20 protein-coding genes and 1 tRNA gene are annotated in these 23,323 nt (G+C 70.8%); 15 read left to right on the top strand and 6 right to left on the bottom strand.

All coding sequences use genetic code 11. The features are described from left to right. The first annotated feature begins 152 nt into the window (after positions 1 to 152). From ACMGDM_RS04625 to ACMGDM_RS04600, 6 genes are all read left to right on the top strand, one after another. Positions 153 to 1,103, top strand: coding sequence for an ArsR/SmtB family transcription factor (locus tag ACMGDM_RS04625; protein WP_436802931.1), 951 nt, complete (start codon positions 153 to 155; stop codon positions 1,101 to 1,103). Beyond that, positions 1,100 to 2,041 carry a methylenetetrahydrofolate reductase [NAD(P)H] gene (gene metF, locus ACMGDM_RS04620; protein ID WP_436802930.1) on the top strand — a complete coding sequence of 314 codons (942 nt, stop codon included), beginning with the start codon at positions 1,100 to 1,102 and terminating at the stop codon, positions 2,039 to 2,041. Before ACMGDM_RS04625 ends, metF begins: the two co-directional genes overlap by 4 nt. A 157-nt stretch (positions 2,042 to 2,198) precedes the next feature. Next, positions 2,199 to 3,245, top strand: coding sequence for a homocysteine S-methyltransferase family protein (locus ACMGDM_RS04615; protein ID WP_436802929.1), 1,047 nt, complete (start codon positions 2,199 to 2,201; stop codon positions 3,243 to 3,245). Between the two features lie 188 nt (positions 3,246 to 3,433). Further along, positions 3,434 to 6,127: a methionine synthase gene (metH, locus tag ACMGDM_RS04610; protein ID WP_436802928.1), complete on the top strand. Its 2,694-nt coding sequence runs from the start codon at positions 3,434 to 3,436 to the stop codon at positions 6,125 to 6,127. A gap of 131 nt (positions 6,128 to 6,258) precedes the next feature. After that, complete coding sequence (locus ACMGDM_RS04605; RefSeq protein WP_436802927.1) at positions 6,259 to 9,528, top strand: autotransporter domain-containing protein; 3,270 nt, start codon at positions 6,259 to 6,261, stop codon at positions 9,526 to 9,528. Between the two features lie 201 nt (positions 9,529 to 9,729). Next, the gene (locus tag ACMGDM_RS04600) at positions 9,730 to 11,817 is read left to right on the top strand and encodes a catalase (protein WP_436802926.1); all 2,088 of its coding nucleotides are present in this window, start codon (positions 9,730 to 9,732) and stop codon (positions 11,815 to 11,817) included. A 111-nt stretch (positions 11,818 to 11,928) separates the two neighbouring features. Here the strand turns inward: ACMGDM_RS04600 and ACMGDM_RS04595 are convergent, their stop codons facing one another. Beyond that, on the bottom strand, positions 11,929 to 12,075 hold the full coding sequence (locus tag ACMGDM_RS04595; RefSeq protein WP_436802925.1) for a DUF2256 domain-containing protein: 147 nt from the start codon (positions 12,073 to 12,075) through the stop codon (positions 11,929 to 11,931). A 104-nt stretch (positions 12,076 to 12,179) separates the two neighbouring features. Here ACMGDM_RS04595 and ACMGDM_RS04590 point away from each other — a divergent pair, with 104 nt between their 5' ends. The 4 genes from ACMGDM_RS04590 to ACMGDM_RS04575 all read left to right on the top strand — a co-directional run bounded on the left by ACMGDM_RS04590 (position 12,180) and on the right by ACMGDM_RS04575 (position 15,465). Next, entirely contained in the window at positions 12,180 to 13,307 is a 1,128-nt protein-coding gene (locus tag ACMGDM_RS04590) for a glycosyl hydrolase (RefSeq protein ID WP_436802924.1), read from the top strand. A gap of 87 nt (positions 13,308 to 13,394) precedes the next feature. Then, a complete protein-coding gene (locus tag ACMGDM_RS04585; RefSeq protein ID WP_436802923.1) occupies positions 13,395 to 13,883 on the top strand; it encodes a hypothetical protein in 489 nt (162 codons plus the stop codon). 277 nt (positions 13,884 to 14,160) lie between these two features. After that, the gene (locus ACMGDM_RS04580; protein ID WP_436802922.1) at positions 14,161 to 14,676 is read left to right on the top strand and encodes a glycine zipper 2TM domain-containing protein; all 516 of its coding nucleotides are present in this window, start codon (positions 14,161 to 14,163) and stop codon (positions 14,674 to 14,676) included. A 93-nt stretch (positions 14,677 to 14,769) separates the two neighbouring features. Next, positions 14,770 to 15,465 carry an SOS response-associated peptidase gene (locus tag ACMGDM_RS04575; RefSeq protein ID WP_436802921.1) on the top strand — a complete coding sequence of 232 codons (696 nt, stop codon included), beginning with the start codon at positions 14,770 to 14,772 and terminating at the stop codon, positions 15,463 to 15,465. A 325-nt stretch (positions 15,466 to 15,790) separates the two neighbouring features. On the opposite strand, the gene trmB is transcribed toward ACMGDM_RS04575, so the two are convergent. After that, positions 15,791 to 16,471 carry a tRNA (guanine(46)-N(7))-methyltransferase TrmB gene (gene trmB / locus ACMGDM_RS04570; protein WP_436802920.1) on the bottom strand — a complete coding sequence of 227 codons (681 nt, stop codon included), beginning with the start codon at positions 16,469 to 16,471 and terminating at the stop codon, positions 15,791 to 15,793. Positions 16,472 to 16,527: 56 nt separating this feature from the next. Here trmB and ACMGDM_RS04565 point away from each other — a divergent pair, with 56 nt between their 5' ends. Together ACMGDM_RS04565 and ACMGDM_RS04560 are read left to right on the top strand one after the other, a co-directional pair. Continuing rightward, entirely contained in the window at positions 16,528 to 17,304 is a 777-nt protein-coding gene (locus ACMGDM_RS04565) for a hypothetical protein (RefSeq protein WP_436802919.1), read from the top strand. Positions 17,305 to 17,385: 81 nt separating this feature from the next. Continuing rightward, complete coding sequence (locus tag ACMGDM_RS04560; protein ID WP_436802918.1) at positions 17,386 to 18,096, top strand: phosphatase PAP2 family protein; 711 nt, start codon at positions 17,386 to 17,388, stop codon at positions 18,094 to 18,096. Positions 18,097 to 18,190: 94 nt separating this feature from the next. Here ACMGDM_RS04560 and metK read toward each other — a convergent pair whose 3' ends face one another. Together metK and lnt are read right to left on the bottom strand one after the other, a co-directional pair. Beyond that, positions 18,191 to 19,390 carry a methionine adenosyltransferase gene (gene metK / locus ACMGDM_RS04555; RefSeq protein WP_436802917.1) on the bottom strand — a complete coding sequence of 400 codons (1,200 nt, stop codon included), beginning with the start codon at positions 19,388 to 19,390 and terminating at the stop codon, positions 18,191 to 18,193. Between the two features lie 42 nt (positions 19,391 to 19,432). Further along, positions 19,433 to 20,968 carry an apolipoprotein N-acyltransferase gene (lnt, locus tag ACMGDM_RS04550; protein ID WP_436802916.1) on the bottom strand — a complete coding sequence of 512 codons (1,536 nt, stop codon included), beginning with the start codon at positions 20,966 to 20,968 and terminating at the stop codon, positions 19,433 to 19,435. A gap of 188 nt (positions 20,969 to 21,156) precedes the next feature. Here lnt and ACMGDM_RS04545 point away from each other — a divergent pair, with 188 nt between their 5' ends. The 3 genes from ACMGDM_RS04545 to ACMGDM_RS04535 all read left to right on the top strand — a co-directional run bounded on the left by ACMGDM_RS04545 (position 21,157) and on the right by ACMGDM_RS04535 (position 22,433). Beyond that, positions 21,157 to 21,600: a VOC family protein gene (locus ACMGDM_RS04545; protein WP_436802915.1), complete on the top strand. Its 444-nt coding sequence runs from the start codon at positions 21,157 to 21,159 to the stop codon at positions 21,598 to 21,600. Further along, a complete protein-coding gene (locus tag ACMGDM_RS04540; RefSeq protein WP_436802914.1) occupies positions 21,597 to 21,899 on the top strand; it encodes a polyhydroxyalkanoic acid system family protein in 303 nt (100 codons plus the stop codon). Before ACMGDM_RS04545 ends, ACMGDM_RS04540 begins: the two co-directional genes overlap by 4 nt. A gap of 99 nt (positions 21,900 to 21,998) precedes the next feature. Continuing rightward, positions 21,999 to 22,433: a response regulator transcription factor gene (locus ACMGDM_RS04535; protein WP_436802913.1), complete on the top strand. Its 435-nt coding sequence runs from the start codon at positions 21,999 to 22,001 to the stop codon at positions 22,431 to 22,433. A gap of 256 nt (positions 22,434 to 22,689) precedes the next feature. Here ACMGDM_RS04535 and ACMGDM_RS04530 read toward each other — a convergent pair. Both ACMGDM_RS04530 and folK read right to left on the bottom strand, forming a co-directional pair. Then, positions 22,690 to 22,765: transfer RNA gene (locus ACMGDM_RS04530), tRNA-Lys, on the bottom strand. Then, the gene (folK, locus tag ACMGDM_RS04525; RefSeq protein ID WP_436802912.1) at positions 22,766 to 23,323 is read right to left on the bottom strand and encodes a 2-amino-4-hydroxy-6-hydroxymethyldihydropteridine diphosphokinase; all 558 of its coding nucleotides are present in this window, start codon (positions 23,321 to 23,323) and stop codon (positions 22,766 to 22,768) included.

The following is a 23,323-nucleotide window of genomic DNA, read 5'->3' as shown; positions in this document are numbered from 1 at the left end:
CGGCCCGGCGTGCTTCGCCAGCAACTTTGCATTTGCGCGGGGCGAGCCGGGCTATCGGGCGGACTCCGCGGCCGCGGTGCCGCGGACCGTCCGTGCGGACCGCCATCCTTCGTTTGACCTCATATAAAGATATCTTTATATCTACTCGCCGGATGAAATACGCCCTCGCCATCTTCAGCGCGCTCGCCGACCCGTCGCGGCTGCGCATCGTCGCGCTGCTCGGCGCGATGGAATTGTCGGTGGGCGAGCTGGCGCAGGTGCTGGGACAGAGCCAGCCGCGCGTGTCGCGCCATGTCAAGATCCTGTGCGACGCCGGATTGGCGGAGCGGCGCAAGGAGGGCAGCTGGGTGTTCGTCGCGCTCGGCGATCGCGAGCGGCTCGCCCCCGTGCTCGCCGCGCTCGACTCGCTTGGCGTCACCGGGGAGGCCGCGGCGGATCTCGCGCGGCTCGCCGCGGTGCGCGCCGATCGTGCCGCGGCGGCGGCGGGCTGGTTCGAGGCGAATGCGCGCGAGTGGGACGCGATCCGCTCGCTCCATGTCGCCGAAGAGCAGGTGGAGGCGGCGATGCGCGACGTGCTCGCCGACGCGCCGCTCGGGCGGCTGATCGACATCGGCACCGGCACCGGGCGGATGATCGAGCTGTTCGCGCCCGGCGCCACCCACGCGCTGGGAATCGACAAGAGCAGCGAGATGCTGCGGCTGGCGCGCGCCAAATTGGGCGAGCGCGGGCTCGCCAACGCCGAGCTGCGCCAGGCCGATCTCTACGCGCTGCCGCTCGGCGACGGCGCCGCGGACGTGGCGATCCTGCACCACGTGCTGCATTTCGCGCAGCAGCCCGGCGCCGCGATCGTGGAGGCGGCGCGGGTGCTGGCGCCGGGCGGGCGGCTGCTGATCGCGGACTTCGCGCCGCACGACCGCGAGGAACTGCGCGCGCGCGACGCGCATACGCGGCTGGGTTTTTCGGACGCGCAGATCGAGGGCTGGTTCGCCGCGGCGGGGGTGGCGGCGGCGCGCGTCGAGACGCTCGAGGGCGGCGAACTGACGGTGAAATTGTGGCTCGGCCGGAAGGCCGGCGAGCCGTGGCGAGAGGTGAAGGCGGCATGACATTCTCGGTCAACCAGCTCGAGGAAGCGCGCCGCGCGCTGGACGCGCCGCTCTACGCCGACGTCGGCGGCGACGTGGACGTCAGCTTCGAGTTCTCGCCGCCAAAGAGCGAGAAGTCGGAAGAGACCTTGTGGCAGTCGATCGAGACGCTTTGCCCGCTCGGGCCGCGCTTCCTCTCGGTCACCTATGGCGCGGGCGGGTCGACGCGCGACCGCACCCACGCCACCGTCGCGCGGATCGCGCGCGAGACCGCGGTGCCCGCCGCGGCGCATCTCACCTGCGTCGAGGCGACCCGCGAGGAGATCGACGTGGTGGCGCAGGAATATTGGGCCGCGGGGGTGCGCCACATCGTCGCGCTGCGCGGCGACCCGCCCGCGGGCGCGGCGGACTATGCGCCGCACCCCGGCGGCTATGAGAATGCCGCCGCTTTGGTGGCGGGGCTGCGCCGGCTGCACCCGTTCGAGATCTCGGTGGCGGCCTATCCCGAATGCCATCCCAGCTCGGCCGATCTCGCGGGCGATCTCGACAATCTCAAGCGCAAGCTCGACGCCGGCGCCAACCGCGCGATCACGCAGTTTTTCTTCGAGGCGGAGACCTTCTTCCGCTACCGCGACGCGGCGGCGGCGGCGGGGATCCAGGCCGAGATCGTGCCGGGCATCATGCCGATCGGCAGCTTCGCGGGCGTGCAGCGGATGGCGGCGATGTGCCGCACCGACGTGCCGGGCTGGCTGGTGCGGCTGTTCGAGGGGCTCGACGATCTGCCTGCGGCGCGCCAGCTGGTCGCGGCAACGGTGGCGGCCGAGCTGTGCCGCAAGCTCTACGCCGGCGGGGTCAAGCAGCTTCACTTCTACACGATGAACAAGGCCGAGCTGAGCTACGCGATCTGCCACCTGTTGGGGGTGCGCGCGGCACCACGGCAAGCGGCAGCGGCGGCGTGAGCGCTACGCCCCCCGACCTCTCATCCGTCATCCCGGCGCAGGCCGTGATCCATGGTGCCGCGCGCGCCACCGCCGCGCTGAACGCGGCACGCTGGAGCCCGGCCTGCGCCGGGGTGACGGATGCTCCGCGAACGATGACGACCGCCAGGACCTTATCATGACCCCACGTGACACCTTCCTCGCCGAGGCGGCGAAGCGGATCCTGATCACCGACGGCGCCTTCGGCACCGAGATCCAGAACTGGAAGCTCTCTGAGGCGGACTATGCCGGCGCGCTGACGCTCGGCCATGACCAGAAGGGCAACAACGACATCCTCGCGCTGACCAAGCCCGAGGTGCCCGAGTCGATCCACCGCGCCTATTTCGAGGCGGGGGCGGACATCGCCGAGACCAACACCTTCTCCGCCAACCGCATCAGCCAGGCCGATTACGGCGCCGAGGGGCTGGTGCGCGAGATCAACGTCGAGAGCGCGCGCCTCGCCCGCCGCCTCGCCGACGAGTTCCAGGCAAAGGATGGCCGCCCGCGCTTCGTCGCCGGCGCGATCGGGCCGACCAACAAGACCTTGTCGCTCAGCCCCGACGTCAACGATCCCGGCTTTCGCGAGATCGACTTCGACTATCTGAAGGACGTGTACCGCGAGCAGATCGACGCGCTGGTCGAGGGCGGCGCCGACTTCGTGCTGATCGAGACGGTGTTCGACACGCTCAACGCCAAGGCCGGGGTGATGGCGGCGATCGAGGCGGGTGAGGCGCTCGGGCGCGACCTGCCGATCATGCTGTCGATGACGCTGACCGACCTCTCCGGGCGCAACCTTTCGGGGCACACGGTGGAGGCGTTCTGGCACGCGATCCGGCATGCCAGGCCACTGACGGTCGGGCTCAACTGCTCGTTCGGCGCGGAGCAATTGCGCCCGCACGTGCGCACGCTGAGCGCGATCTGCGACACGCTGATCATGGTCTATCCCAACGCCGGCCTGCCCAACGAGCTCGGCGCCTATGACGAGGCGCCCGCGACCACCGCGGGGCTGGTGGCGGAATGGGCCGAGGCGGGGCAGGTCAACGTGCTGGGCGGCTGCTGCGGCTCGACCCCGGCGCATATCGCCGCGATCGCCGAGCGCGTCCGCGGCGTCGCCCCGCGCGCGATCCCCGCGCCGCCGGTGCAGACGCGGCTGGCCGGGCTGGAGCCGTTCACCATGGCGGCGTGACACACGGCGTTCCCTCCCCTTCAGGGGAGGGCCGGGGTGGGGCGTCGGCGTCTCACCGAGACCGGCGCGCCCGAGGAACCGCCCCACCCCAACCCAGCGGCAGGGTGGTTAGGCCCCCGGCCCAACCAAAAACACGCTGGGCGTGTTTTAACCTGCCGCTCCTGAAGGGAGGGGCTAGAGAGAATGACATGACCGCTTCCTCCACCCGCTTCGTCAACGTCGGCGAGCGCACCAACGTCACCGGCTCGGCGGCGTTCAAGAAGATGATCATGGCGGGCGACTATACGCGCGCGGTCGAGGTCGCGCGCCAGCAGGTCGAGAACGGCGCGCAGGTGGTCGACGTCAACATGGACGAGGGGCTGCTCGACGCACACCACGCCATGACCACCTTCCTCAAGCTGATCGCCGCCGAGCCCGATATCGCGCGCGTGCCGATCATGATCGACAGCTCCAAGTGGAGCGTGATCGAGGCCGGGCTCAAATGCGTCTCGGGCAAGCCGATCGTCAACTCGATCAGCATGAAGGAGGGCGAGGAGCAGTTCCTCCACCACGCCCGCCTGTGCCGCAACTATGGCGCTGCGGTGGTGGTGATGGCGTTCGACGAGGTCGGCCAGGCCGACACGCAGGCGCGTAAGGTCGAGATCTGCGCGCGCGCCTATGACCTGCTCACCGGCATCGGCTTCCCGCCCGAGGACATCATCTTCGATCCCAACGTGTTCGCGGTGGCGACCGGGATCGAGGAGCACAACAATTACGCGGTCGACTTCATCGAGGCGTGCCGCGAGATCAAGGCGCGCTGCCCGCACGTCCATATCTCGGGCGGGCTCTCCAACCTGAGCTTCTCGTTCCGCGGCAACGAGCCGGTGCGCCGCGCGATGCACTCGGTGTTCCTGTACCACGCTATCCCCGCGGGCATGGACATGGCGATCGTCAACGCCGGCCAGCTCGACGTTTACGACGCAATCGACCCCGAGCTGCGCACCGCCTGCGAGGACGTCATCCTCAACCGCGACCCCGAGGCGGGCGAGCGGCTGGTCGCGCTGGCCGAGCGCTTCCGCGGCACCGACGCGGTGGCCGAGAAGGCGGCGCAGGAGTGGCGCGGCTGGGACGTGGTCAAAAGGCTCGAGCACGCGCTGGTCAAGGGGATCGACGCGCACGTCGTCGACGACACCGAGGAGGCGCGCGCCGAGATCGCGGCGCGCGGCGGCCGACCGATCGAGGTGATCGAGGGCCCGCTGATGCAGGGCATGAACGTGGTGGGCGACCTGTTCGGCTCGGGCAAGATGTTCCTGCCGCAGGTGGTGAAGAGCGCGCGCGTGATGAAGAAGGCGGTGGCGCACCTGCTGCCGTACATCGAGGCGGAGAAGGCCGCGGGCGGCGCCGAGCAGCGCGGCAAGGGCCGGATGGTGATCGCCACGGTGAAGGGCGACGTCCACGACATCGGCAAGAACATCGTCGGCGTCGTGCTCCAGTGCAACGGCTTCGAGGTGATCGACCTCGGCGTGATGGTGCCCTGGTCCAAGATCCTCGAGACCGCGCGCGAGCAGGACGCCGACATGATCGGCCTCTCCGGCCTGATCACCCCTTCGCTCGACGAGATGGTGACCGTGGCGGAGGAGATGCAGCGCGCCGGCATGACGATGCCGCTGATGATCGGCGGCGCGACCACCTCCAAGGTCCATACCGCGCTGCGCATCGCGCCGGCGTACACCGGACCGGTGGTGCACGTGCTCGACGCCAGCCGCGCGGTCGGCGTGGCCACCGCGCTGGTGTCGGAAACCCAGGCGGAGGGCTTCGTCGCCGGTGTCGCCGCGGAATATCAGGCGGTGCGCGACGCGCGCGAGGGCAAGGGCGCCAACGCGCTGCTGCCGCTGGAAGAAGCGCGCAAGCGCGGCTTTGCAGCGGACATGGCGCTCAAGGCGCCCCCGGCGAAGCGGCCCGGCGTCCACGTCTACGACGACTGGGACCTCGCCGACCTCGCCGATTACATCGACTGGACGCCCTTCTTCCGCGCCTGGGAGCTGGCGGGCAACTATCCCGCGATCCTCGACGACGCGGTGGTGGGGGAGAGCGCGCGCTCGCTCTACGTCGACGCGCGCGCGATGCTGGACCGCGTCGTCGCGGAGAAGTGGCTGACCGCGCGCGGGGTCGCCGGGCTGTGGCCGTGCCACCGCCACGACGACGACGTGTGGGTGCACGACCGCCACAGCGTCGACACGCGCTCGCCCGACGGCGCGAGCGTGCCCGAAGGCATGCACACCCCCGACCTCGACCGCCGCAACGAGCATTCGACGCGGCTGCCGTTCCTGCGCCAGCAGATCGCCAAGCGCGAGGGGCGGGCGAACATGTGCCTCGCCGATTTCGTCGACCCCGCGGGCGACTGGATCGGCGGCTTCGCGGTCGGCATCCACGGCATCGACTCGCATCTCGCGCGCTACAAGCAGGACAACGACGACTATAACGACATCCTGCTCAAGGCGCTGGCGGACCGGCTGGCGGAGGCGTTCGCCGAGCGGCTCCACGCGCACGTGCGCACCGAGCTATGGGGCTATGCCCCCGACGAGCAGCTGACCGGCGAAGCGCTGATTCGGGAGCAATATCGCGGGATCCGCCCAGCGCCAGGCTATCCGGCCTGCCCCGAGCACAGCCTCAAGCGCACGTTGTTCGACCTGCTCGAGGCCGAGAAGAACGTCGGGCTGGAGCTGACCGAGAGCTACGCCATGCTGCCCACCGCGGCGGTGAGCGGCTTCTACTTCGGCCACGCGCAGGCGGAATATTTCGGCGTGGCGCGGATCGGCGAGGACCAGGTGGCGGATTACGCGCAACGGCTCGGCGTCGACGTGCAGCAGGCGACGCGGCTGCTGCGGCCGAACCTGGATTGAGCGCACGTGGCGCCCCATAGCGGGTAGGGAAGTGGGCGCGCCGCCCGGCAAGCCACGCCGGTCCTTCTATCTCTCGTCCTGAGAACGGGTCGCGGGAAGGAAGACGGATGCGAGCAGCCGGTGTGCGGAGCGTGCGGGCGCTCCTTTCGCTGAGCACGGCGCTGCTCGCGTTGCCGGTCGCCGCGCAGGAGAGCCCGCAGGCGGTGTCGCGCCGCTTCGACGGTGGGCCCGATATCGCCGTGGTCGACGCCATTACGCCCGACGAGGCGGTCGATCCCGCCGCCATCAACGGCGTGGGGCAGATCGTGGTCGATCACGGCTGGGCCAGCGGCTATTGCACCGGCACGTTGATCAACCCGCGCACGGTCCTCTTCGCCTCGCATTGCGTGAACGGGGAGGGCGGCGACACGCCGCAGGACCCGTGGCGGTACGGCAATGCCGCGGGTCAGATGCCGGTCGCCTTCGCGCTGAAGGCCGACAACCAAGCCAGCGTTCACCAATGGGTGACGAGAGGTGAGTGGCAGCACCGGACACACCCCGACAACGCGATCTTCTCGCTCAATCAGGTCGTCTACCATCCCGGTGCGGTGACGATGGGGATGGATCTCGCCGACGTGCAGGCGGACATCGCGATCGGGTCGCTCGACGCGCCCGCAAAGGGCATCCCGACCTGGACGTTGCTGTTCTCGCCCTTGCCCGCGCCCGCCGCGATCGATGCCGCGACCGGGACGGGCTACCATGTGACGGTCACCGGCTATGGCGTTCACGGCAACGGCGGTAGCGGTTATACCGGTTTCGACCTGCGCCGCCGCTCGGCGGAGAACATGATCGGGCTGCTCACCTCGCTCGACGAGGTCGAGGCCGAGCTCGGCATGGCGCGCGAGGGCCTGCACCAGAACCTCTATTTTCTCGACTTCGACGATCCGCGACGGCGCGCCGTGGCTGACATCAACGTCTTCCGCGATGACGCGCTGCCGGCTGAGGGCGTGCCCGGGTTCGGCGACTCGGGCGGGCCGCTGATCCTCGATCGCCGCTACGCCGAGAAGACCGTCATCGGCGTGCTCTCAGCCGGGCGCTGGCCCGACAACACGCCGCCGGGCAGCTACGGCACCTTCGCTTTCTATCAGCCGCTCTATCTCTACTGGAACTATATCGTCGCCAATAACCCGTACCGCTACGTCGGCGCGCTGGCGGGGGACGGGCGGTGGAGCGATCCCGCGCATTGGCAGACGCGGGTCGACCCGGCGTACCGCGTGATCGTGAGCGACGGGCTGGTCAACGCGCTGCCGGACGCGCCCGGTGCCGAGCTGGCGCCCGACGCGCATCGGTTCGGCCAGATCTGCGATCAGGAGCCCGCGCTCGGCGTCGATCGCTGCTACGACGTGCGCACGCACGTCCGCTACGACCATGATCGTGCGGTGAGTGCCGCGAGCGACGATGCCAATGCCAACCCCCTCGACCGGGCGGAAAGGTACGCGAGCGGCGGCGCGCTCCCCGCGCCGACGCTCGCCAACGGCCTGCCGGGCGCGACCGGCTTCGTGCCCGACAACGTCGAGCCCGACTCCGCCACGCACCGCAGCGCGCGCTATTTCGACGTCACGCTGTCCGCGCCCGGCACCACCACGCTCGACACCAGCGCCACGGTTGACCAATTCACCGTCGCGGGCAGCGGCGCGCGGCTGTCGGTCTCGCCCGACGGCCATCTCACCAGCCTGATCGAGATCGACCAGCTCGCCGGCTTCGTCCATGTCGACGGCACGCTGACCACGCCGGGCGACTATCTGCTCACCGCCGGCCAGCTCTCGGGCAGCGGGCGCATCGAGACGTCCTATCTCACCAGCGTCGCCGGCGTGATCGCGCCGGGGAAGGTGGGCACGATCGGCACGCTGCGGATCGGCGGCAACCTGGTGCTCGCGTCGAAGAGCCTGCTGCTGATCGACGTCGGCGCGGCGGGCAGCGCCGACCGGGTCGCGGTGGAGGGCAAGGCGAACCTGGGCGGTACGGTCGCGCTCGCGCCGGTGGCGGGGCATCGCGTTCGCGCCGCCGACGTCTACACGCTTCTCACCGCCGACGAGGGCCTGACCGGCGGCTTCGACTCGGCGGCCCGGCTGAGCGCGATCCTTACGCCGACCTTGCTCTACGACGACACGAGCGTGCGGGCGCGCGTCGACGCCGGGCGCTACGCCGACGTGGTCGCGTCGACCCGTGCGCAGCGCGGCTATGCCGCCCTGCTCGATCGCGCGCGGCCGCGCCAGGCGGCGCTCGCCGGCGTGTACGACGTGCTCGATCTGCAGGACGCGCCGACGATCCAGCACACGCTGGAGGCGCTGGCGCCGCGCGCCGAGGGGCTCGACCGCGCGCTCGGCGCGCTCGCGCTCGACAACATGGCGCGCTTCTACCGCGCGCGGCTCGCCGCCGCCGACCCGCGCCGCGGCGCCGCCGGGGCGGGGCAGCTGACGCTCGCGGGCGAGCCGATCCAGCTCGCCGCGACCGAGGCCGCGCGCCTGCCCGGCCAGCCTGCGGTCGCGATCGACAGCGCTGCCACCATCACGGCGCCGACGCACCTGCCCGACACCGTCGCCGCCTATCTCGCGGCGGGCTATCTCGACGGCAGCGCGGCCGCGACCCGCACCGCACTCGCGCCGCGCGGCCGCGATCCGCTGTCGGGCTGGTATCTCGCCGGCGGGCTGGAGGCCGAGGTCGACGACCGCGCCCTGGTCGGGCTGGGCCTGTCGTTCACGCGCGTGACCGGCAGCACCGCGGTGGCGGGGCAGAGCGCCGAAGGCGAGCTGTACCAGGGAACGCTCTACGGCAAGCTCGCCGCCGCCAACGGCCTGTACCTCGACACGCAGGAGAGCGCCGGACTGTGGCGCCACGCCACCCGCCGCAGCGCCGATCTGGTCGGCAGCGTCGCCACCTTGCGCAGCCACGATCACGCGCTGGCCTATGGCGCGGAGATCGGCGCCGGGCACGATAGTGCGGTGGGGGCGCTGCGGGTCGGGCCGCGCGTGGCGCTGCGCGCGAGCGCGCTCGATCTGGGACCGGTGAGCGAGACCGGCGGCGCCGCCGCGCTGCGGGTAAATCGCCGGCGCTATGCGAGCGTGCAGGGGCGCGCCGGCGTGGCGCTGGCCGGGGGAAGCAGGGCGCGACCGTGGGCGTCGGTCTACATGGTGCACGACTTCCGCGACCCGTCGCCGCTGCTCGGCGGGTCGTTCGCCGCGGTGCTTGGCACCGACGTCGCCTTCGCGCTCCCCGGACGCGACCGCAACTGGGGCGAGCTGGGCGCCGGAATCGCGCTCGACACCGGGCGCGTGACGCTGACGCTGGGCGCGGACACCACGCTGCGTCGCCGGGACGTGCGCGATCAGGCCTATCGCGCCTCGGTGCGGGTGAGGTTCTGACGCAGCGGCGCGCGGCGGGCCGCGCCCGCCGACGCGCTCGATGCGGACCGGAGTCGAGCCGTCCCGCTCGCGCTACTACACCTTTACGCACATCATTGATCGCGATCGCCTTCGCGGCGGAACGTTCCGGCGCGTCCGCCGCTTCGCTATGGCACCCCGCCGCACCCGCGCGCGTCGGCGGGGTTTCAGAGCGAGGGCCCCATGACCGACACGATCCTGCGCACGCCCGGCAATGGCGGCGAGACCCACCAGACAACCGACGCCGACCATCCCGTGCTCACCACCAACCACGGCATGCCGATCAGCGACAACCAGAACCAGCTGAAGGCCGGCGCACGCGGGCCGGTGCTGCTGGAGGACGAGGTCTATCGCGAGAAGATCAACCACTTCGATCACGAGCGCATCCCCGAGCGGATCGTCCACGCGCGCGGCAGCGCGGCGCACGGCTATTTTGAGGTGACCGACAGCCTCGCCGACATCACCGCCGCCGACCTGTTCCAGAAGAAGGGCCAGCGCACCGACGTGTTCGTGCGTTTCTCCACCGTCGCGGGCGGCGCGGGCTCAGTCGACACACCGCGCGACGTGCGCGGCTTCGCGGTGAAATTCTACACGCGCCAGGGCAATTGGGACCTCGTCGGCAACAACATCCCGGTGTTCTTCATCCAGGACGCGATGAAGTTCCCCGACCTGATCCACGCCGCCAAGATGGAGGCCGATCGCGGCTATCCCCAGGCGGCGACCGCGCACGACACCTTCTGGGACTTCATCTCGCTGATGCCCGAATCGACCCACATGATCATGTGGGCGATGTCGGACCGCACGCTGCCGCGCAGCTTCGCGACGATGGAGGGGTTCGGCATCCACACCTTCCGCTTTGTCGGCAAGGAAGGGAAGAGCACCTTCGTCAAGTTCCACTGGAAGCCGCGCGCGGGCCTCGCCTCGACGATCTGGGACGAGACGGTAAAGATCGCCGGCGCCGACCCCGACTTCCAGCGCCGCGATCTGTTCGAGCGAATTCAGCGCGGCGACTATCCGGAATGGGACCTCGGCGTGCAGCTGTTCGACGAAGAGTTCGCCAACAGCCAACCCTATGACGTGCTCGACGCCACCAAGATCATCCCCGAGGAGGTGCTGCCGGTGCGCATCGTCGGCAAGATGGTGCTCGATCGCTATCCCGACAATTTCTTCGCCGAGACCGAGCAGGTCGCCTTCTGCCCGAGCCACATGGTGCCCGGTATCGACCACAGCAACGATCCTTTGCTGCAGGGCCGGCTGTTCAGCTATCAGGACACGCAGATCAAGCGGTTAGGCTCGACCAACTGGCACCAGCTGCCGATCAACCAGGCCAGGGGCCGGGTGGAGGGCGGCGGCTGCCCGTTCATGAACATGCAGCGCGACGGCCACATGCAGATGCAGGTGCCCAAGGGCCGCGCCAATTACGAGCCCAACAGCCTCCATCTCGCCGGCGAGCCCGGCGGCCCGCGCGAGGACCCGGCGAACGGCTTCAAGACCTTTCCGGCCGAGGAGCAGGGACCGAAGCTGCGCATCCGCGCGGAGAGCTTCGCCGACCATTATTCGCAGGCGCGGCTGTTCTGGCGCTCGATGGACCCGGCCGAGCAGGCGCATATCGCCTCGGCCTTCGTGTTCGAGCTGAGCAAGGTGTCGCTGCCGCATATCCGCACCGCGCAGCTCGCCAATCTGCGCAACGTCGACGAGGAGCTGGCGCGCCGCGTCGCCGAGGGGCTGGCGATCGATCTGCCGGATGCTTCACCGACCGCCGCGCCGGTGCAGGACATGCCGGTCTCGCCCGCGTTGCGGATCGTGCGCGGCCCGCGCGAGAAGCACACGCTGGAAGGGCGCACCGTCGGCATCTTCTTCGCCGACGGCAGCGACCGTGAGGAATATGACTCGCTGATCGCCGCGGTGAAGAGCGCGGGCGGCCACCCGCTGACGATCGCGCCCAAGGTCGGCAAGGTGCCGCTGTCCGATGGCTCGACCGTGACCGCGGACGCGCAGCTGTTCGGCCAGCCCTCGGTGACGGTCGACGCCTGCGCGGTGATCCTCTCCGCCGAGGCCTGCGCCAAGCTGGTGAAGGAAGGCGCCGCGGTACAATGGGTGATGGACGCCTTCGGCCACCTTAAGGCGATCGGGCACAATGCGGAGTCGAAGCCGCTGCTCGACAAGGCCGGGGTGGAGCCCGACGCGGGGGTCACCGACCTCGAGCGCTTCGTCGACGCCGCCAAGCAGCGTTACTGGGACCGCGAGGCCAAGGTGCGCACGTTGGCGTGAGAGGAGGGGGGCGGGATCGTTGCTCTGCCCTCTTGACCTCTCTTCTTGTTCGTCACCCCGGCCTGCGCCGGGGTGACGGGAGAGAAAAGGCAGGTCGTCCGAGGTGCGACCTCACCCGTCGCGTGCGCCCATGCCGCGGCAGCGATCGGAGCAGTAGCGGACCTGCTCCCAGTCGCGCGCCCATTTCTTGCGCCACGCGAACGGGCGGTGGCAGCTCGCGCAGATCTTCTCGGGCAGATGCGGCTTGCGGTGCGCCATGCCTGCCCAACCCGCGAGCGGGACGGCGGCTCCGTCCGCTAACCGGATGACAACCTCGTCGCTTTACCAGCCGGTGCTCCCGATCCCGAGAGTCACCGCCCGCCATGACCATCCGCCGCTCCGTGCCGCCGCTCCTCGCGGCGCTCGCGCTCTCCGCCTGTGGCGGCGGCGGTGCGGGTGGCGGCAGCGGCGCCGCCACGGCGGTGGTGGTCGCGCCCGCCGCGGCGCCGAGCACGCCGAACGCGGCGCTCAGCGCTACGCCGACCGATCCCGTCGCCGCTGCGTTCGCGGCCGCGGATCCGGTCGCCGCGCCGGTCGCCGCGCCGGTCGCGACGACCGCGCCGGCGACGACCGCAACGCCGCCGAAAGCCGCAGTCACCGTCGCTGCCGCGTCGCGGGTCCGGTCGGTGGTCTATGTCGGCAACGACGTGCCCGACCTCGCCGCCTATGAGGCGTGGCTGGGGCAGCCGACCGATGGTGTTCAGCTGTTCAGCGGGCGCGCCGGCTGGTCCGACTGGTCCGATTCGATCGGCTGGCTCGCCGATCGCTGGAAAGGAGTCGCCCGCACGCATTATTGGTCGATCCCGCTGTTCGCCGAAGGCGGCACGCTCGCCGCCGCGGCCGCGGGCGACTATGATCCGCGCTGGCACGCCGCCGCGGTGACGCTGGCCGCGGCGAGGCCGGGCAGCGATCCGATCCCGGTGCGCACCGGCTGGGAGTTCAACGGCGCCTGGCAGCCCTGGGCAGCCAAGGGCAAGGAGGCCGATTATCGCGCCGCCTATCGTCGCTTCGTCGCGAGCTTCCGCGCCGTCTCGGACCGGTTCCGCTTCGAGTGGACCCCCAATGTCGGCGATTTCGGCACCAACCCGGAGGACAGCTATCCCGGCGACGATGTCGTCGATCTGATCGGCATGGACTTCTATTACAATCACGAATGGGATCCGGCCGATCCGGTCGCCGCCTTCAACTACAAGGTGTCCGAGCGTTACGGCCTGGCCTGGCACCAGGATTTTGCGAAGCGCCACGGCAAACCCACCGCTTACGCCGAATGGGGCGTCAGCCGCGATAGCGACGCGCCTTATGTCACGCTCGCGCTGCAATGGTTCGCCGCGCACGACGTGGTCTATGCGTCTTACTGGAACTCGAACGCGGCTTATCGCGGCAAGCTGAGCGACGGCCAATATCCCGCGGCAGCGAGCGCCTATCGCGCACTGGTCGCACCGACCCGCTGAGCGCGGTCGGTCGGGCGCGTCGCGGTTGCGCGCGCGGCGCCGCCAGGATTAAGCGCGCGGCTCCCATCGGGCGAGCGGAGTGGTGCGATGAAGGTGATCGGTCTCGCGGCGTGCGGCGTCGCGCTGCTGGCGGTGGCGTCTCCTGCCGCGGCGCAGCTGACGGTGGAGGGCAATGGCGCGCGCGCGGATCATCGCTGGGGCGGCGAGCTCGGCATAGGCTATGGCATCGGCGCGGCGGGGTTCAAGTTGACGCCGCTGGTCGGCGGCTTCGTCTATGCCAACAGCAGTGACCGCTTCGTGCGCGACGATACGAGCGGCGACACGCGCTGTCGCGACCGCGACATCGGTCGCCCCGCCGACGATAGCCGCTGCGACGGCACCGCGGTGAAGGCCTATGGCAAGCTGGAGGCGACCTATTCGCTCCCGCTGGTCGCCACCTTTGGCGCCGGCGTCCGCGTCAGCGCGGCGGACGCCGCCGCTTATGGCACGCTCGCGTTCGCGCTGGCACCCGCGGTCAAGGTGAAGGCCAATGCCGGGAAGGGCTATTACGCACTCGGGCTCCGCGTCGGGCTCTGAGTCGCCGCTGCGTCCTGGACCGCCAGGCGATCGCCACAACGGGTCGGTGAGCGCGCGGTCAGTCGGACCATTGTCGCAGCGCCGGGCGCCTCCGGCCTCGCTCCCATGTGCTTTGTCGGCCGGGAACAAGAGCTTGGCGCGACGTCGGGAGCCGGGGCGCCTTGCAGCGTGAACCGGGGCTAACCGGCGCATTCAGCGCGCGCTCAACCGCGCTGGTCCATCACCGTCCTGTCGCGACCCGATCGGTCGCGGCGGGCGAGTGACAGGAGCTGGAACAATGCTGGGGAAATTCTCGGTCGGGCTGGGTTCCGTCGCACTGGTGGCCGCGACGCTCGCGCCGGTGGCGGCGCAGGCGCAACGCTATCACGAGCGCGAAGTGTATGAGCGCGATTATGACTCGCGCGACAGCGACCGGCGCTACGTCGATCCCCGCTATGGCGACGATGACGGCTATCGCGATCATGGCCGCGCCTATCGTCAGGCCTATCGCGACGGCTGGAACCGCGGACCGGTCTACAGCGAATATGACCGCGACGGCGGTTACGAACGCTACGAGCGTCGCGTGTACGACGATCGCGGCGGCTATGACGATCGGCGCTACCGCTACGCCGGGCGCGGCTGTCAGAGCGGCACCACCGGCTCGATCGTCGGTGCGATCGCGGGCGGGCTGCTCGGGCGCACGATCGATCGCCGTGGCGACCGCACGCTCGGCACGGTCCTCGGCGCGGGCGCGGGAGCGCTGGCTGGCAATGCGGTGGAGCGTGCCGACAACGCCGATTACTGCCGCCGCTGACCCGTTCGCGCGCGGTCGCGGCCCGGCGCCACGACTGCGCGCCCGACGCGCCCGGGACTGGAGCAGCGTCGCCGAACATGGCACATCTGCTTGATGTGCAACCGCTTCCGTATGACCGAGGGGCAGCTGGAGGCGCTTGCCGAGCGCTACGGCGTCGAAACGCCCTTTCCTCCCGACCTCAGCGTGCCGCCGCCCGAGCTGTTCCCCGACACGCCGGCCTATGTGGTGCGCCAGCGCGGTGACGCCCGCGTGATCGACGTCATGCGCTGGGGCTTTCCACGCCGGGTGCCGGGCAAGCGCGTCGACAAGGTCACGGGTCGCCCCATCCTCGTCGACACGTTGGTCACCAACGTGCGCAACTATGCCTCGCCGTTCTGGCGTTCGGCCTTGGCCGATCCGGCCCGTCGCTGCCTCGTCCCGTTCACCAGCTTCAGCGAATACGGTCCGGGCCCCGCCGGCAAGCGACCGCTCCATTGGTTCGACGTGCCGAGCCGCCCGATCGTGAGCTTCGCCGGGCTGTGGCGCCCCACCGCCGACGGGGCGGTGTTCGCTTTCCTCACCACGGACGCTAACCCGCTGGTGGCGCCGATCCACCCCAAAGCGATGCCGGTGCTGCTCGAGCCGGAGGACGAGGCGTTGTGGCTCAGCGGACCGGTAGAGGCGGCACTGGCGCTGGCGCGGCCGTATCCCTCGCAACTGATGCGCGCGGCGCAGGCGGAGGACGCCAAGGCCACGCTCGCCTGGAACGGTACGCGCACCGCCGCTGTCGCGGTCGTCGAGCCGAAGTAAGAGCCTGCTGATCCCGGGTGAGAGTCCATCACTTGGTGCAACGACGCCGCCGGCGCTCGCCGCGCCATGCAAGGATTCCCGGACCGGCAAGTCCGTGGATGGCGCGACGACGCCGGTCTGCGCTCTCGCAGGCGCGGGAGCACGGTTCGGCGTGGGTGCAACAGGCTCTAGGAAGCGGCGGCGGCTCCACGGCGGCGTCCATCTCAGCGCTGCGAAGTCGCGTGCCGGCGCGCCGTCGCGCGCGGCTTCCGTTCCCACGAAACGATGCCGCCGCCGATCATCTGGCACGCCGCCGCAACAATCATGTCGGCGCGGCTGCTCCGACTCAGTCGCGGATGTACCGGAAGTACCAGACCTCGTGTCCCTGCCGCCGCGCCTTGCGCTCGTAGCGTGTCTCGGGCCAGTCGGCGGGGCGCTCGAGAAAGTCCGCGGGGCGGGTCGCGGTCCAGGTGAAATCGCGGCGCTGGTCCATAATCATCATCGCCCAGCGGCAGTAGGTCGGGTCGTCGGTGCCGAGCCGGAACTCCGCGCCCGGCTTGAGCTTGCGCGCGATCAGGTCGAGCGGACCGTGGTTCATCATCCGTCGCTTGGCGTGGCGCGCCTTGGGCCAGGGATCGGGGTGGAGCAGGTACACCCGCTCGAGCGACTCGTCCGGAAGCCGCTCCACGGCCTCAAGCGCGTCGCCCATGTGAATCCGCACGTTCGTCAGCGCACGGTCGCGGACATGGCCGAGCGCGCCGACCACGCCGTTGAGGAAGGGCTCGCAGCCGATGAAGCCGGTGCCCGGTGCCGCCTCCGCCTGCGCGGCGAGGTGCTCGCCCGCGCCAAAGCCGATCTCGAGCTGGAGCGGGCGGTCGTCGCCGAACAGCGCGCGTGAGTCGAGCGCGCCGCTCTCGGGCAGCGCGAGCCGCGGCAGCAGTTCCTCCACCAGCGCGGCCTGACCGGCACGCAGCGCATGGCCCTGGCGACGGCCGTAGAGGCGGCGGATCGTTGTGGGATCGTTCATGCAGCGCCGCCTATCGCCTCGCGCGCCAAAACGGAACGCGGGAAACGGAGGACATGATGCGGGCACGGTGGATCGGCGCGGCATGGCTGGGGGCAGGGGCGGCGATGGCGGCGCTGACCCCGGCGGCGGCACAGCTGCGCGCGCTCGGCGCGGTGTCGATGCAGCGCGTCGACGGCGCGTGGCGGCCGGCGGCGTTCGTGTGCGACTCGACCGACCGCGACTGGGCGATCGTGATGTCCGCGCCCGATCCGCAGGGGCAGGTGACGCTCACCAGCTATGCCAAGCCCGGGCTGGCCAGCCACCGCGCGCAGGTCCGCGTCGGGCAGGGCGACGCCAGCATGGGCCATGTCTGGTACACATTGAGCAATGCCGCCGGGCGCGAGATCGGCGCGGTGGAGACGCTCAGCCCGCAAATGGTCGAGCCCGGCGCGACCACGCCGACCGTGGTGTCGCTGCGCTACGGCCCGACCACCTCCGCCTGTCGCTTCGCCCCGCAGACGCGCGTGCTGGGCGTCACCGCGAAGCGCTCGATCCAGGTGACCGGGGACGCGCGGGGTGGCTACCGCTACCGCAGCTACAACCACGACGCCGTACTGGGCGCGGTCGACGCGCCCTGGGGCGGGCACGACACGCGCGCCTCGGTGACGATCGACGGCGGGCGGCTGGTGGATCAGTCACGCGGGCGGCGGACCTATCAGTTCGAGCGCGACGGCTATGAGTATCGCGTGAGCGCCGCGGTGGATCCCGCGCAGGGCGGCGGTGCGGTGCAGGTGTGGCGTGACGGACGGATGCTGCTGGACGAGCCGTTCGCCGCTTATACCGCGGCGATGTGACGGCGAGCGGCGGTGCGGGCGCTCACCGCCGCTCGCCCTTGCGCACGAGCCGCCCGGCCGGCGTGAGATTACCGACGCGAGATGTTGCCGCGCTCGCGCACGGGGGCGCAACCCGCGCGGGTCCGCGACCGTTGCGTGTCGGACCAAGGATCATGGACGGGCGGCGAGATGGGCAAGACCAAGGCGGTGAAGCAGGCAGCGGCGCGCGAGCATGACGCGCTCGCCCCGGTTCGGGCGCTTTCCGGCACCGCCGCGGTCCGCGCGCTCACCCCGCTGGCGAAGGCGACCGACGAGCCGCCGCTGCTCGCGCTCGGCGTCGCGACGCTGGCGCTCGGCGCGATGCTGCGCCGACCGGCGCTGGCGCGCAGCGGCGCGCGCATGGTGACGAGCCACGTGCTCGCGACCGGGCTCAAGACGGTGATGAAGGCGAGCGTCGATCGTGTCCGCCCCAATGTCGCGGGCGATCGCCCGACGCTCGGCAAGGGACATGGCACCGCGGACACCGATCGCAACGCCTTCCCCTCGGGCCATACCGCCGGTGCGGTCGCGGTGGCGGAGGCGCTGGGCCACGAGCTGCCCGGCGCGGCGACACCGGCGCGGTTCGCCGCCGGGGCGGCCGGCGCGTTGCAGGTCACGCGCGGCGCGCATTACGCCAGCGACGTGGTCGCCGGCGCGGCAATCGGCTGGGTGTCGGAACGGCTCGCCGGCTGGGCGATGGACGCCGCCGCACGCGCGCTCGAGCGCCGCCGCGACACGCGCGCCGAGGCCGAGGTGGAGGCGCATCCGAGCTGAAGGACGCGGCGACGGAACTCGACGACCATGTCGGGGTCCGCCGGGCCCGCCAGGAGGGCGGCGGGAGGACGAAGGCCCTCCCGCCGCGCCCGGCTCAGGCGACGGCCTGCTTGAGCTGCTCGACCAGGTCGGTCTTCTCCCAGGTGAACAGGTCACCCTCGGGATCGCGGCCGAAGTGACCATAAGCCGCGGTCTTGCTGTAGATCGGCGCGTTGAGCTTGAGGTGCTCGCGGATGCCCTTGGGGGTCAGCCGCACCAGCTTGGGCAGCGCCGCCTCGAGCTTGCTCTCCTCGACATCGCCGGTGCCGTGCAGGTCGACATAGACGCTGAGCGGCTCGGCCACGCCGATCGCATAGCTCAGCTGGATCGTGCAGCGCTTGGCGAGGCCCGCCGCGACGACGTTCTTGGCGAGATAGCGTGCCACGTACGCCGCCGAGCGGTCGACCTTGGTGGGGTCCTTGCCGCTGAACGCGCCGCCGCCGTGCGGCGCCGCGCCGCCGTAGGTGTCGACGATGATCTTGCGCCCGGTCAGCCCGGCGTCGCCGTCCGGCCCGCCGATCTCGAACAGACCCGTCGGGTTGACGTAGATCGCCTTCTCCTCGGGCAGCCATCCCTCGGGCAGCACCTCCGCGAACACGCCCTTGACGTAGTCGCGCAGCTTGGCCTGACCCGCCTCGTTCGACAGTTCGGCCGAATGCTGGGTCGAGACGACCAGAGCGGTGGCGCGCACCGGCACGCCATTCTCATATTGCAGCGTCACCTGGCTCTTGGCGTCGGGCTCGAGGAAGGGCGCAGTGCCGGCGTGGCGGTCCGCCGCCATCTTCTCGAGGATCTTGTGGCTGTAATACAGCGTCGCGGGCATCAGGCCCGGGGTCTCGTCGGTGGCGTAGCCGAACATGATGCCCTGGTCGCCGGCGCCCTCGTCCTTGTTGCCGCTCTCGTCGACGCCCATCGCGATGTGCGCCGACTGGCCGTGCAGGTTGTTCGAGAAGTCGAACGTCTGCCAGTGAAAGCCCGACTGCTCATAGCCGATCCGCTTGACCGTGGCGCGCACCGCCGCCTCGATCTCGTCGAGCACGCCCGGTGCCCATTGATCGTTCTCGTAGATGCCGCGGCCGCGGATCTCGCCCGCAAGCACCACCTTGTTGGTGGTGGTCATCGTCTCGCATGCGACGCGCGCCTCGGGGTCCTTGGCGAGGAACAGGTCGACGATCGCGTCGGAGATCTGGTCCGCGACCTTGTCGGGATGTCCCTCCGACACCGACTCCGAGGTGAAGATGAACGACTGACGCATGGAGGCTCCGGCAGATAACGATATAAAGATAGCTTTATATCCTCACCGCTGGCGCGCGCGCAAGACCAAGGCGGCCGCGATCATCGCGGCGCCAACCAGCAGCGCCGCGACGTTGCCGAGCCTGGCGAAGAGCGTGGCGTCGCGCGCCGGCGGCAGCGCGACGTCCACTGCGCCCCCCACATGGTGCGCCACGGTGCCGAGCAAGGTGCCGTCCGCGGCGATCACCGCGGAGATGCCGTTGGGGGTGGCGCGCACCACCGGCAGTCCCTCCTCGATCGCGCGCAGTCGTGCCTGCGCAAGGTGCTGCGGCGGGCCCCAGCTGCCGAACCAGGCATCGTTGGAGGGATTGAAGAGCAGCCGCGGACGATGGGCGCGGTCGACCACCTCGCCCGAGAAGATGATCTCGTAGCAGAGTTGCACCCCGATCGTGCCGAAGCCGGGGACGGAGACCGTGCGCGGCCCGGGCCCGGGCGCGAAGTCGAGGTCGCCGGGCACCAGTCGCGCCAGCCCGAGCGGCTTGAGCAGCCACGGCATCGGCAGATACTCGCCATAGGGGACGAGATGTGCCTTGTCGTAGCGCGCGCGGATGCGCCGCCTCGGGTCGAGCACGAACACCGAGTTGGTCGCGCCGCTGACGTCGCCGCGCGGGTCGAACTGGAGCGCGGTGCCGCCGGTCATCAGCATGTCGCGGGGGCCGAGCGTCGCGGTCATGCGCGCGCGCGTCGCGTACGGGCTGGTGTCGCCATAGACCCAGAGCGGGTAATCGTCCTCGATGAAGTCGCGGATCACGCCTTCGGGCCACAGCACCAGCCGCGGCGCCGCGCCGGGCCGGCCGGAGAGGCGGGTGAGGCGCGCCAGCATCATCGCCTGATCGCTCTCGCCGCGCTGGTCCTGCGGCACGTTGGGCTGGACCACGACGACGCGAGGCGCGCCGGGTGCGGCGGCGGGGGGCTGCGCGCGGTAACTCAGCGCCTGCGCGCCGAGCAGCGCCGCGGCGGCGAGCGCGACGCCGCCCAGCGGCAAGGCACGGCGCGGCACCAGCAGCAGCATGCCCGCGAGCGCCACGGTCAGTCCGGACAGCGCATAGGTGCCCACCAGCGAGGCCAGCCATGCCACCGGCTGGACCGGCACCCACATCACCGCGAGCGGATCCCACGCATAGCCGGTGAACAGCCACGAGCGAACCCATTCGGTGAGAATCCAGCAGGCGCCCGCCAGCAGCGCCCAGCCGAGATCGGGCGCCGCACCGCGTCGCATCCGCCACGCCAGCCCCGCCGCGGCGGCGGGGAACACCGCGAGGTACAGCGCCAGCGCGAACGGGGCGAAATAGCCGAGCGCGTGCGGCATCTTGTCCTGGAACGTGAAGGCGTGCTGGAACCAATTGTCGTTGATCGTGAAATGACCGACGCCAAAGGCATAGCCGCGCCACAGCGCCTGTCGCAGCGTCGGCGCGGCATGGACCAGCGCCAGCCAGGCGGCGAGCGCGGTGACTGCGAGCCACCATAGCTCGAGCGGGGCGAAGCCGCAGGCGGCGGCGACGCCGAGCAGCAGCGCGGCGAGGGCGGGACGGCGAGTCATGCGCGCGCCGCTAGCATCTCCGCGGGTCGCGCGGGAGGGGTGGCGGGTCGTCGTGCCGCGGGGACACCTGCCAATCCGCAGCGACTCAGCCAAGGAAAAGGGCGGCAAGGCTAGTCCGCCTCGACCGCGCAGCGTGGAGAGACGTACGCCCTCTCCCCATGCCGCGACGGATGCCCTACATGAGGGCGATGACGCTGCGCCCCTTCCATCTCGCCTTCCCGGTTCACGACCTCGCCGCGGCGCGCGCCTTCTATGGCGGCGTGCTCGGCTGCGCGGAGGGGCGGTCGAGCGACTCCTGGATCGACTTCGATTTCGGCGGGCACCAGATCGTCGCGCACCTCGACCCCGCCGCGCGCGCAGTGGCGGTGACCAACCCGGTCGACGGCCATGACGTGCCGGTGCCGCATTTCGGCATCGTCCTCGAGATGGCGGACTGGCAGGCGCTCGCCGCGCGCGTCGAGGCGGCCGGCGTGCGCTTCGGCATCGCGCCGCACGTTCGCTTCAAGGGCAAGGCGGGGGAGCAGGCCACCATGTTCTTCCGCGATCCCAGCGGCAACGCGCTCGAGTTCAAGGCCTTCGCCGATGATTCGCAGCTCTTCGCCACCGCCCCGGCGCCGGAGGCGGTGGCATGAGCCGCCCCGTGGAGGTCGACCTGCCGCACCAGCTCGGTCGCGCTGGCGCGAAGCAGCGGATCGAGGGCGGGTTCGGCAAGCTCGCGGGTTATGTTCCCGGCGGGCACGTCACCGAGCATCGCTGGGATGGGGACACGCTCCACTTCGTGGTGGAGGGCATGGGACAGCGAGTCGCGGTCCGGCTCGACGTCGCCGACAACAACGTCCACGCCGTGTTCGAACTGCCCGGCCTGCTCGCGATGTTCGCCGAGCCGCTGCGGGCCAAGCTCGAGAAGGACGGCCCCAAGCTGCTCGCCTGAGGCGCGTGACGGCGGCCTCCCGACACCGCGCGCCGCATCGTTAACCGCCCGTTCGCCATTTCATGGCACTTCGCGTGACATCGCGAGGAACACGGGATCATGGCGCACATCATTGTCGCGGACGACGACGACATCTGGGGCGAGCTCGTCTGCGACGCGCTGCGCGCGGCCGGGCACAGCGCGGGCGCGCTGACCGACAGCCGCGAGGCGCTGCGCGCGATCAAGACGCGTCGGCCCGATCTGGTCGTGCTCGACTGCAGCATGCCCGAACTGAGCGGCGTGCTGCTGTTGCAGGAGTTGCGCAAATCGCCGCAGCTGTTCGATCTGCCGGTGCTGATGCTCACCGGTCGGCGCAACGACCAGGACGTCCAGCTCGCCTATTTTGCCGGCTGCAACGACTATCTCAAGAAGCCGTGCGACCCCGAGGAAGTGGTGTATCGCGTCCAGCGGCTGCTGGAGAAATTCCCGCCTGCGGCGGCGCCGGTGCGGCGCATCGCGCCGGGATCGTTCGGACGCCGCGCGCCGCTGCGCTGAGCAAGCGGGGCCGTCCGGCTACGGGGCAGGGGCGTAAAAGGGCCGTGCGTCGTGGTGAACCAAGGGAGTTCCGCACGGCCCAGTATCGCTTCCGTAAAGCGACAAGCCCCCATAATCATCTGCTCGGCCAGAGTCAGAAACAATCCAGACGCGTTCGTGCCGAAAAGAGACGGGCGCCGGGCCGCCGGGGCGGCGCGTCATGGGGCGCCCCGGCGGCGCGCGGTCGGCACCCCAGCGCGCCTCGGATCGCCCCGCGTGGTGGGTCCGCCGGGGCTCGAACCCGGGACCTCTCGATTAAAAGTCGCTTGCTCTACCGACTGAGCTACGGACCCTCACGCGGTGCGCGCCGGCCTAGGCACCGGGCGCGCCTTGGTCAACCGGGCATGGAGTTGCGGCGGCGTCAGTCCGGTCACCGGATCGCGCCAGCGCGGCGCCAGCGCGACCAGCGGCGCGAGCACGAACGCGCGCTGGCGGAACCCCGGGTGCGGGATCGTCAGCCGCGGCGACGACCAACGCCCGCCCGACCACAGGATTACGTCCAGATCGATCACACGCGCGCCCCAGCGCCGCCCCCGCCGGCGCCCGAACGCCTGCTCGATCGCCTTGAGGCGCGCCAGCAGCACGTCGGGCGCGGCGTCGCTTGCGATCAGCGCGGCAGCATTGGCGAAGGTGCGCGTGGACGGACCGAGCGGCGCACTCGCGCGGATCGGCGCGGCGACCCCGCCCAGCTCGGCCAAGACCGCGGCCACCTCTTCGCGCGGGCCGCCATGACGCCCGCGGCGGTTGCCACCGACCCCGACGACATAATGGTGCGGGCCGGCGTGCGCGCCTGACGCACCGCGAAACCCGTCGCGGCGCGACGCCGCAGGCAGCCGCGCGGTACCTGTCAT

Origin of the sequence: Sphingomonas larreae (genome assembly GCF_051400595.1) — a bacterium.
Classification (GTDB): Bacteria; Pseudomonadota; Alphaproteobacteria; order Sphingomonadales; family Sphingomonadaceae; genus Sphingomonas.
This window is presented reverse-complemented; position numbering and strand designations above follow the sequence as displayed.

What these genes read in the sequence shown, in the direction of transcription:
- lnt (WP_436802916.1), bottom strand. Translation starts at nt 20,968, where the DNA reads ATGACTCGCCGTCCCGCCCTCGCCGCGCTGCTGCTCGGCGTCGCCGCC.
- ACMGDM_RS04585 (WP_436802923.1), top strand. Translation starts at nt 13,395, where the DNA reads ATGAAGGTGATCGGTCTCGCGGCGTGCGGCGTCGCGCTGCTGGCGGTG.
- ACMGDM_RS04580 (WP_436802922.1), top strand. Translation starts at nt 14,161, where the DNA reads ATGCTGGGGAAATTCTCGGTCGGGCTGGGTTCCGTCGCACTGGTGGCC.
- ACMGDM_RS04545 (WP_436802915.1), top strand. Translation starts at nt 21,157, where the DNA reads ATGACGCTGCGCCCCTTCCATCTCGCCTTCCCGGTTCACGACCTCGCC.
- metF (WP_436802930.1), top strand. Translation starts at nt 1,100, where the DNA reads ATGACATTCTCGGTCAACCAGCTCGAGGAAGCGCGCCGCGCGCTGGAC.
- metH (WP_436802928.1), top strand. Translation starts at nt 3,434, where the DNA reads ATGACCGCTTCCTCCACCCGCTTCGTCAACGTCGGCGAGCGCACCAAC.
- folK (WP_436802912.1), bottom strand. Translation starts at nt 23,323, where the DNA reads ATGACAGGTACCGCGCGGCTGCCTGCGGCGTCGCGCCGCGACGGGTTT.
- ACMGDM_RS04535 (WP_436802913.1), top strand. Translation starts at nt 21,999, where the DNA reads ATGGCGCACATCATTGTCGCGGACGACGACGACATCTGGGGCGAGCTC.
- ACMGDM_RS04590 (WP_436802924.1), top strand. Translation starts at nt 12,180, where the DNA reads ATGACCATCCGCCGCTCCGTGCCGCCGCTCCTCGCGGCGCTCGCGCTC.
- metK (WP_436802917.1), bottom strand. Translation starts at nt 19,390, where the DNA reads ATGCGTCAGTCGTTCATCTTCACCTCGGAGTCGGTGTCGGAGGGACAT.
- ACMGDM_RS04540 (WP_436802914.1), top strand. Translation starts at nt 21,597, where the DNA reads ATGAGCCGCCCCGTGGAGGTCGACCTGCCGCACCAGCTCGGTCGCGCT.
- ACMGDM_RS04595 (WP_436802925.1), bottom strand. Translation starts at nt 12,075, where the DNA reads ATGGCGCACCGCAAGCCGCATCTGCCCGAGAAGATCTGCGCGAGCTGC.
- ACMGDM_RS04600 (WP_436802926.1), top strand. Translation starts at nt 9,730, where the DNA reads ATGACCGACACGATCCTGCGCACGCCCGGCAATGGCGGCGAGACCCAC.
- ACMGDM_RS04625 (WP_436802931.1), top strand. Translation starts at nt 153, where the DNA reads ATGAAATACGCCCTCGCCATCTTCAGCGCGCTCGCCGACCCGTCGCGG.
- ACMGDM_RS04560 (WP_436802918.1), top strand. Translation starts at nt 17,386, where the DNA reads ATGTTGCCGCGCTCGCGCACGGGGGCGCAACCCGCGCGGGTCCGCGAC.
- ACMGDM_RS04615 (WP_436802929.1), top strand. Translation starts at nt 2,199, where the DNA reads ATGACCCCACGTGACACCTTCCTCGCCGAGGCGGCGAAGCGGATCCTG.
- ACMGDM_RS04565 (WP_436802919.1), top strand. Translation starts at nt 16,528, where the DNA reads ATGCGGGCACGGTGGATCGGCGCGGCATGGCTGGGGGCAGGGGCGGCG.
- ACMGDM_RS04575 (WP_436802921.1), top strand. Translation starts at nt 14,770, where the DNA reads ATGTGCAACCGCTTCCGTATGACCGAGGGGCAGCTGGAGGCGCTTGCC.
- trmB (WP_436802920.1), bottom strand. Translation starts at nt 16,471, where the DNA reads ATGAACGATCCCACAACGATCCGCCGCCTCTACGGCCGTCGCCAGGGC.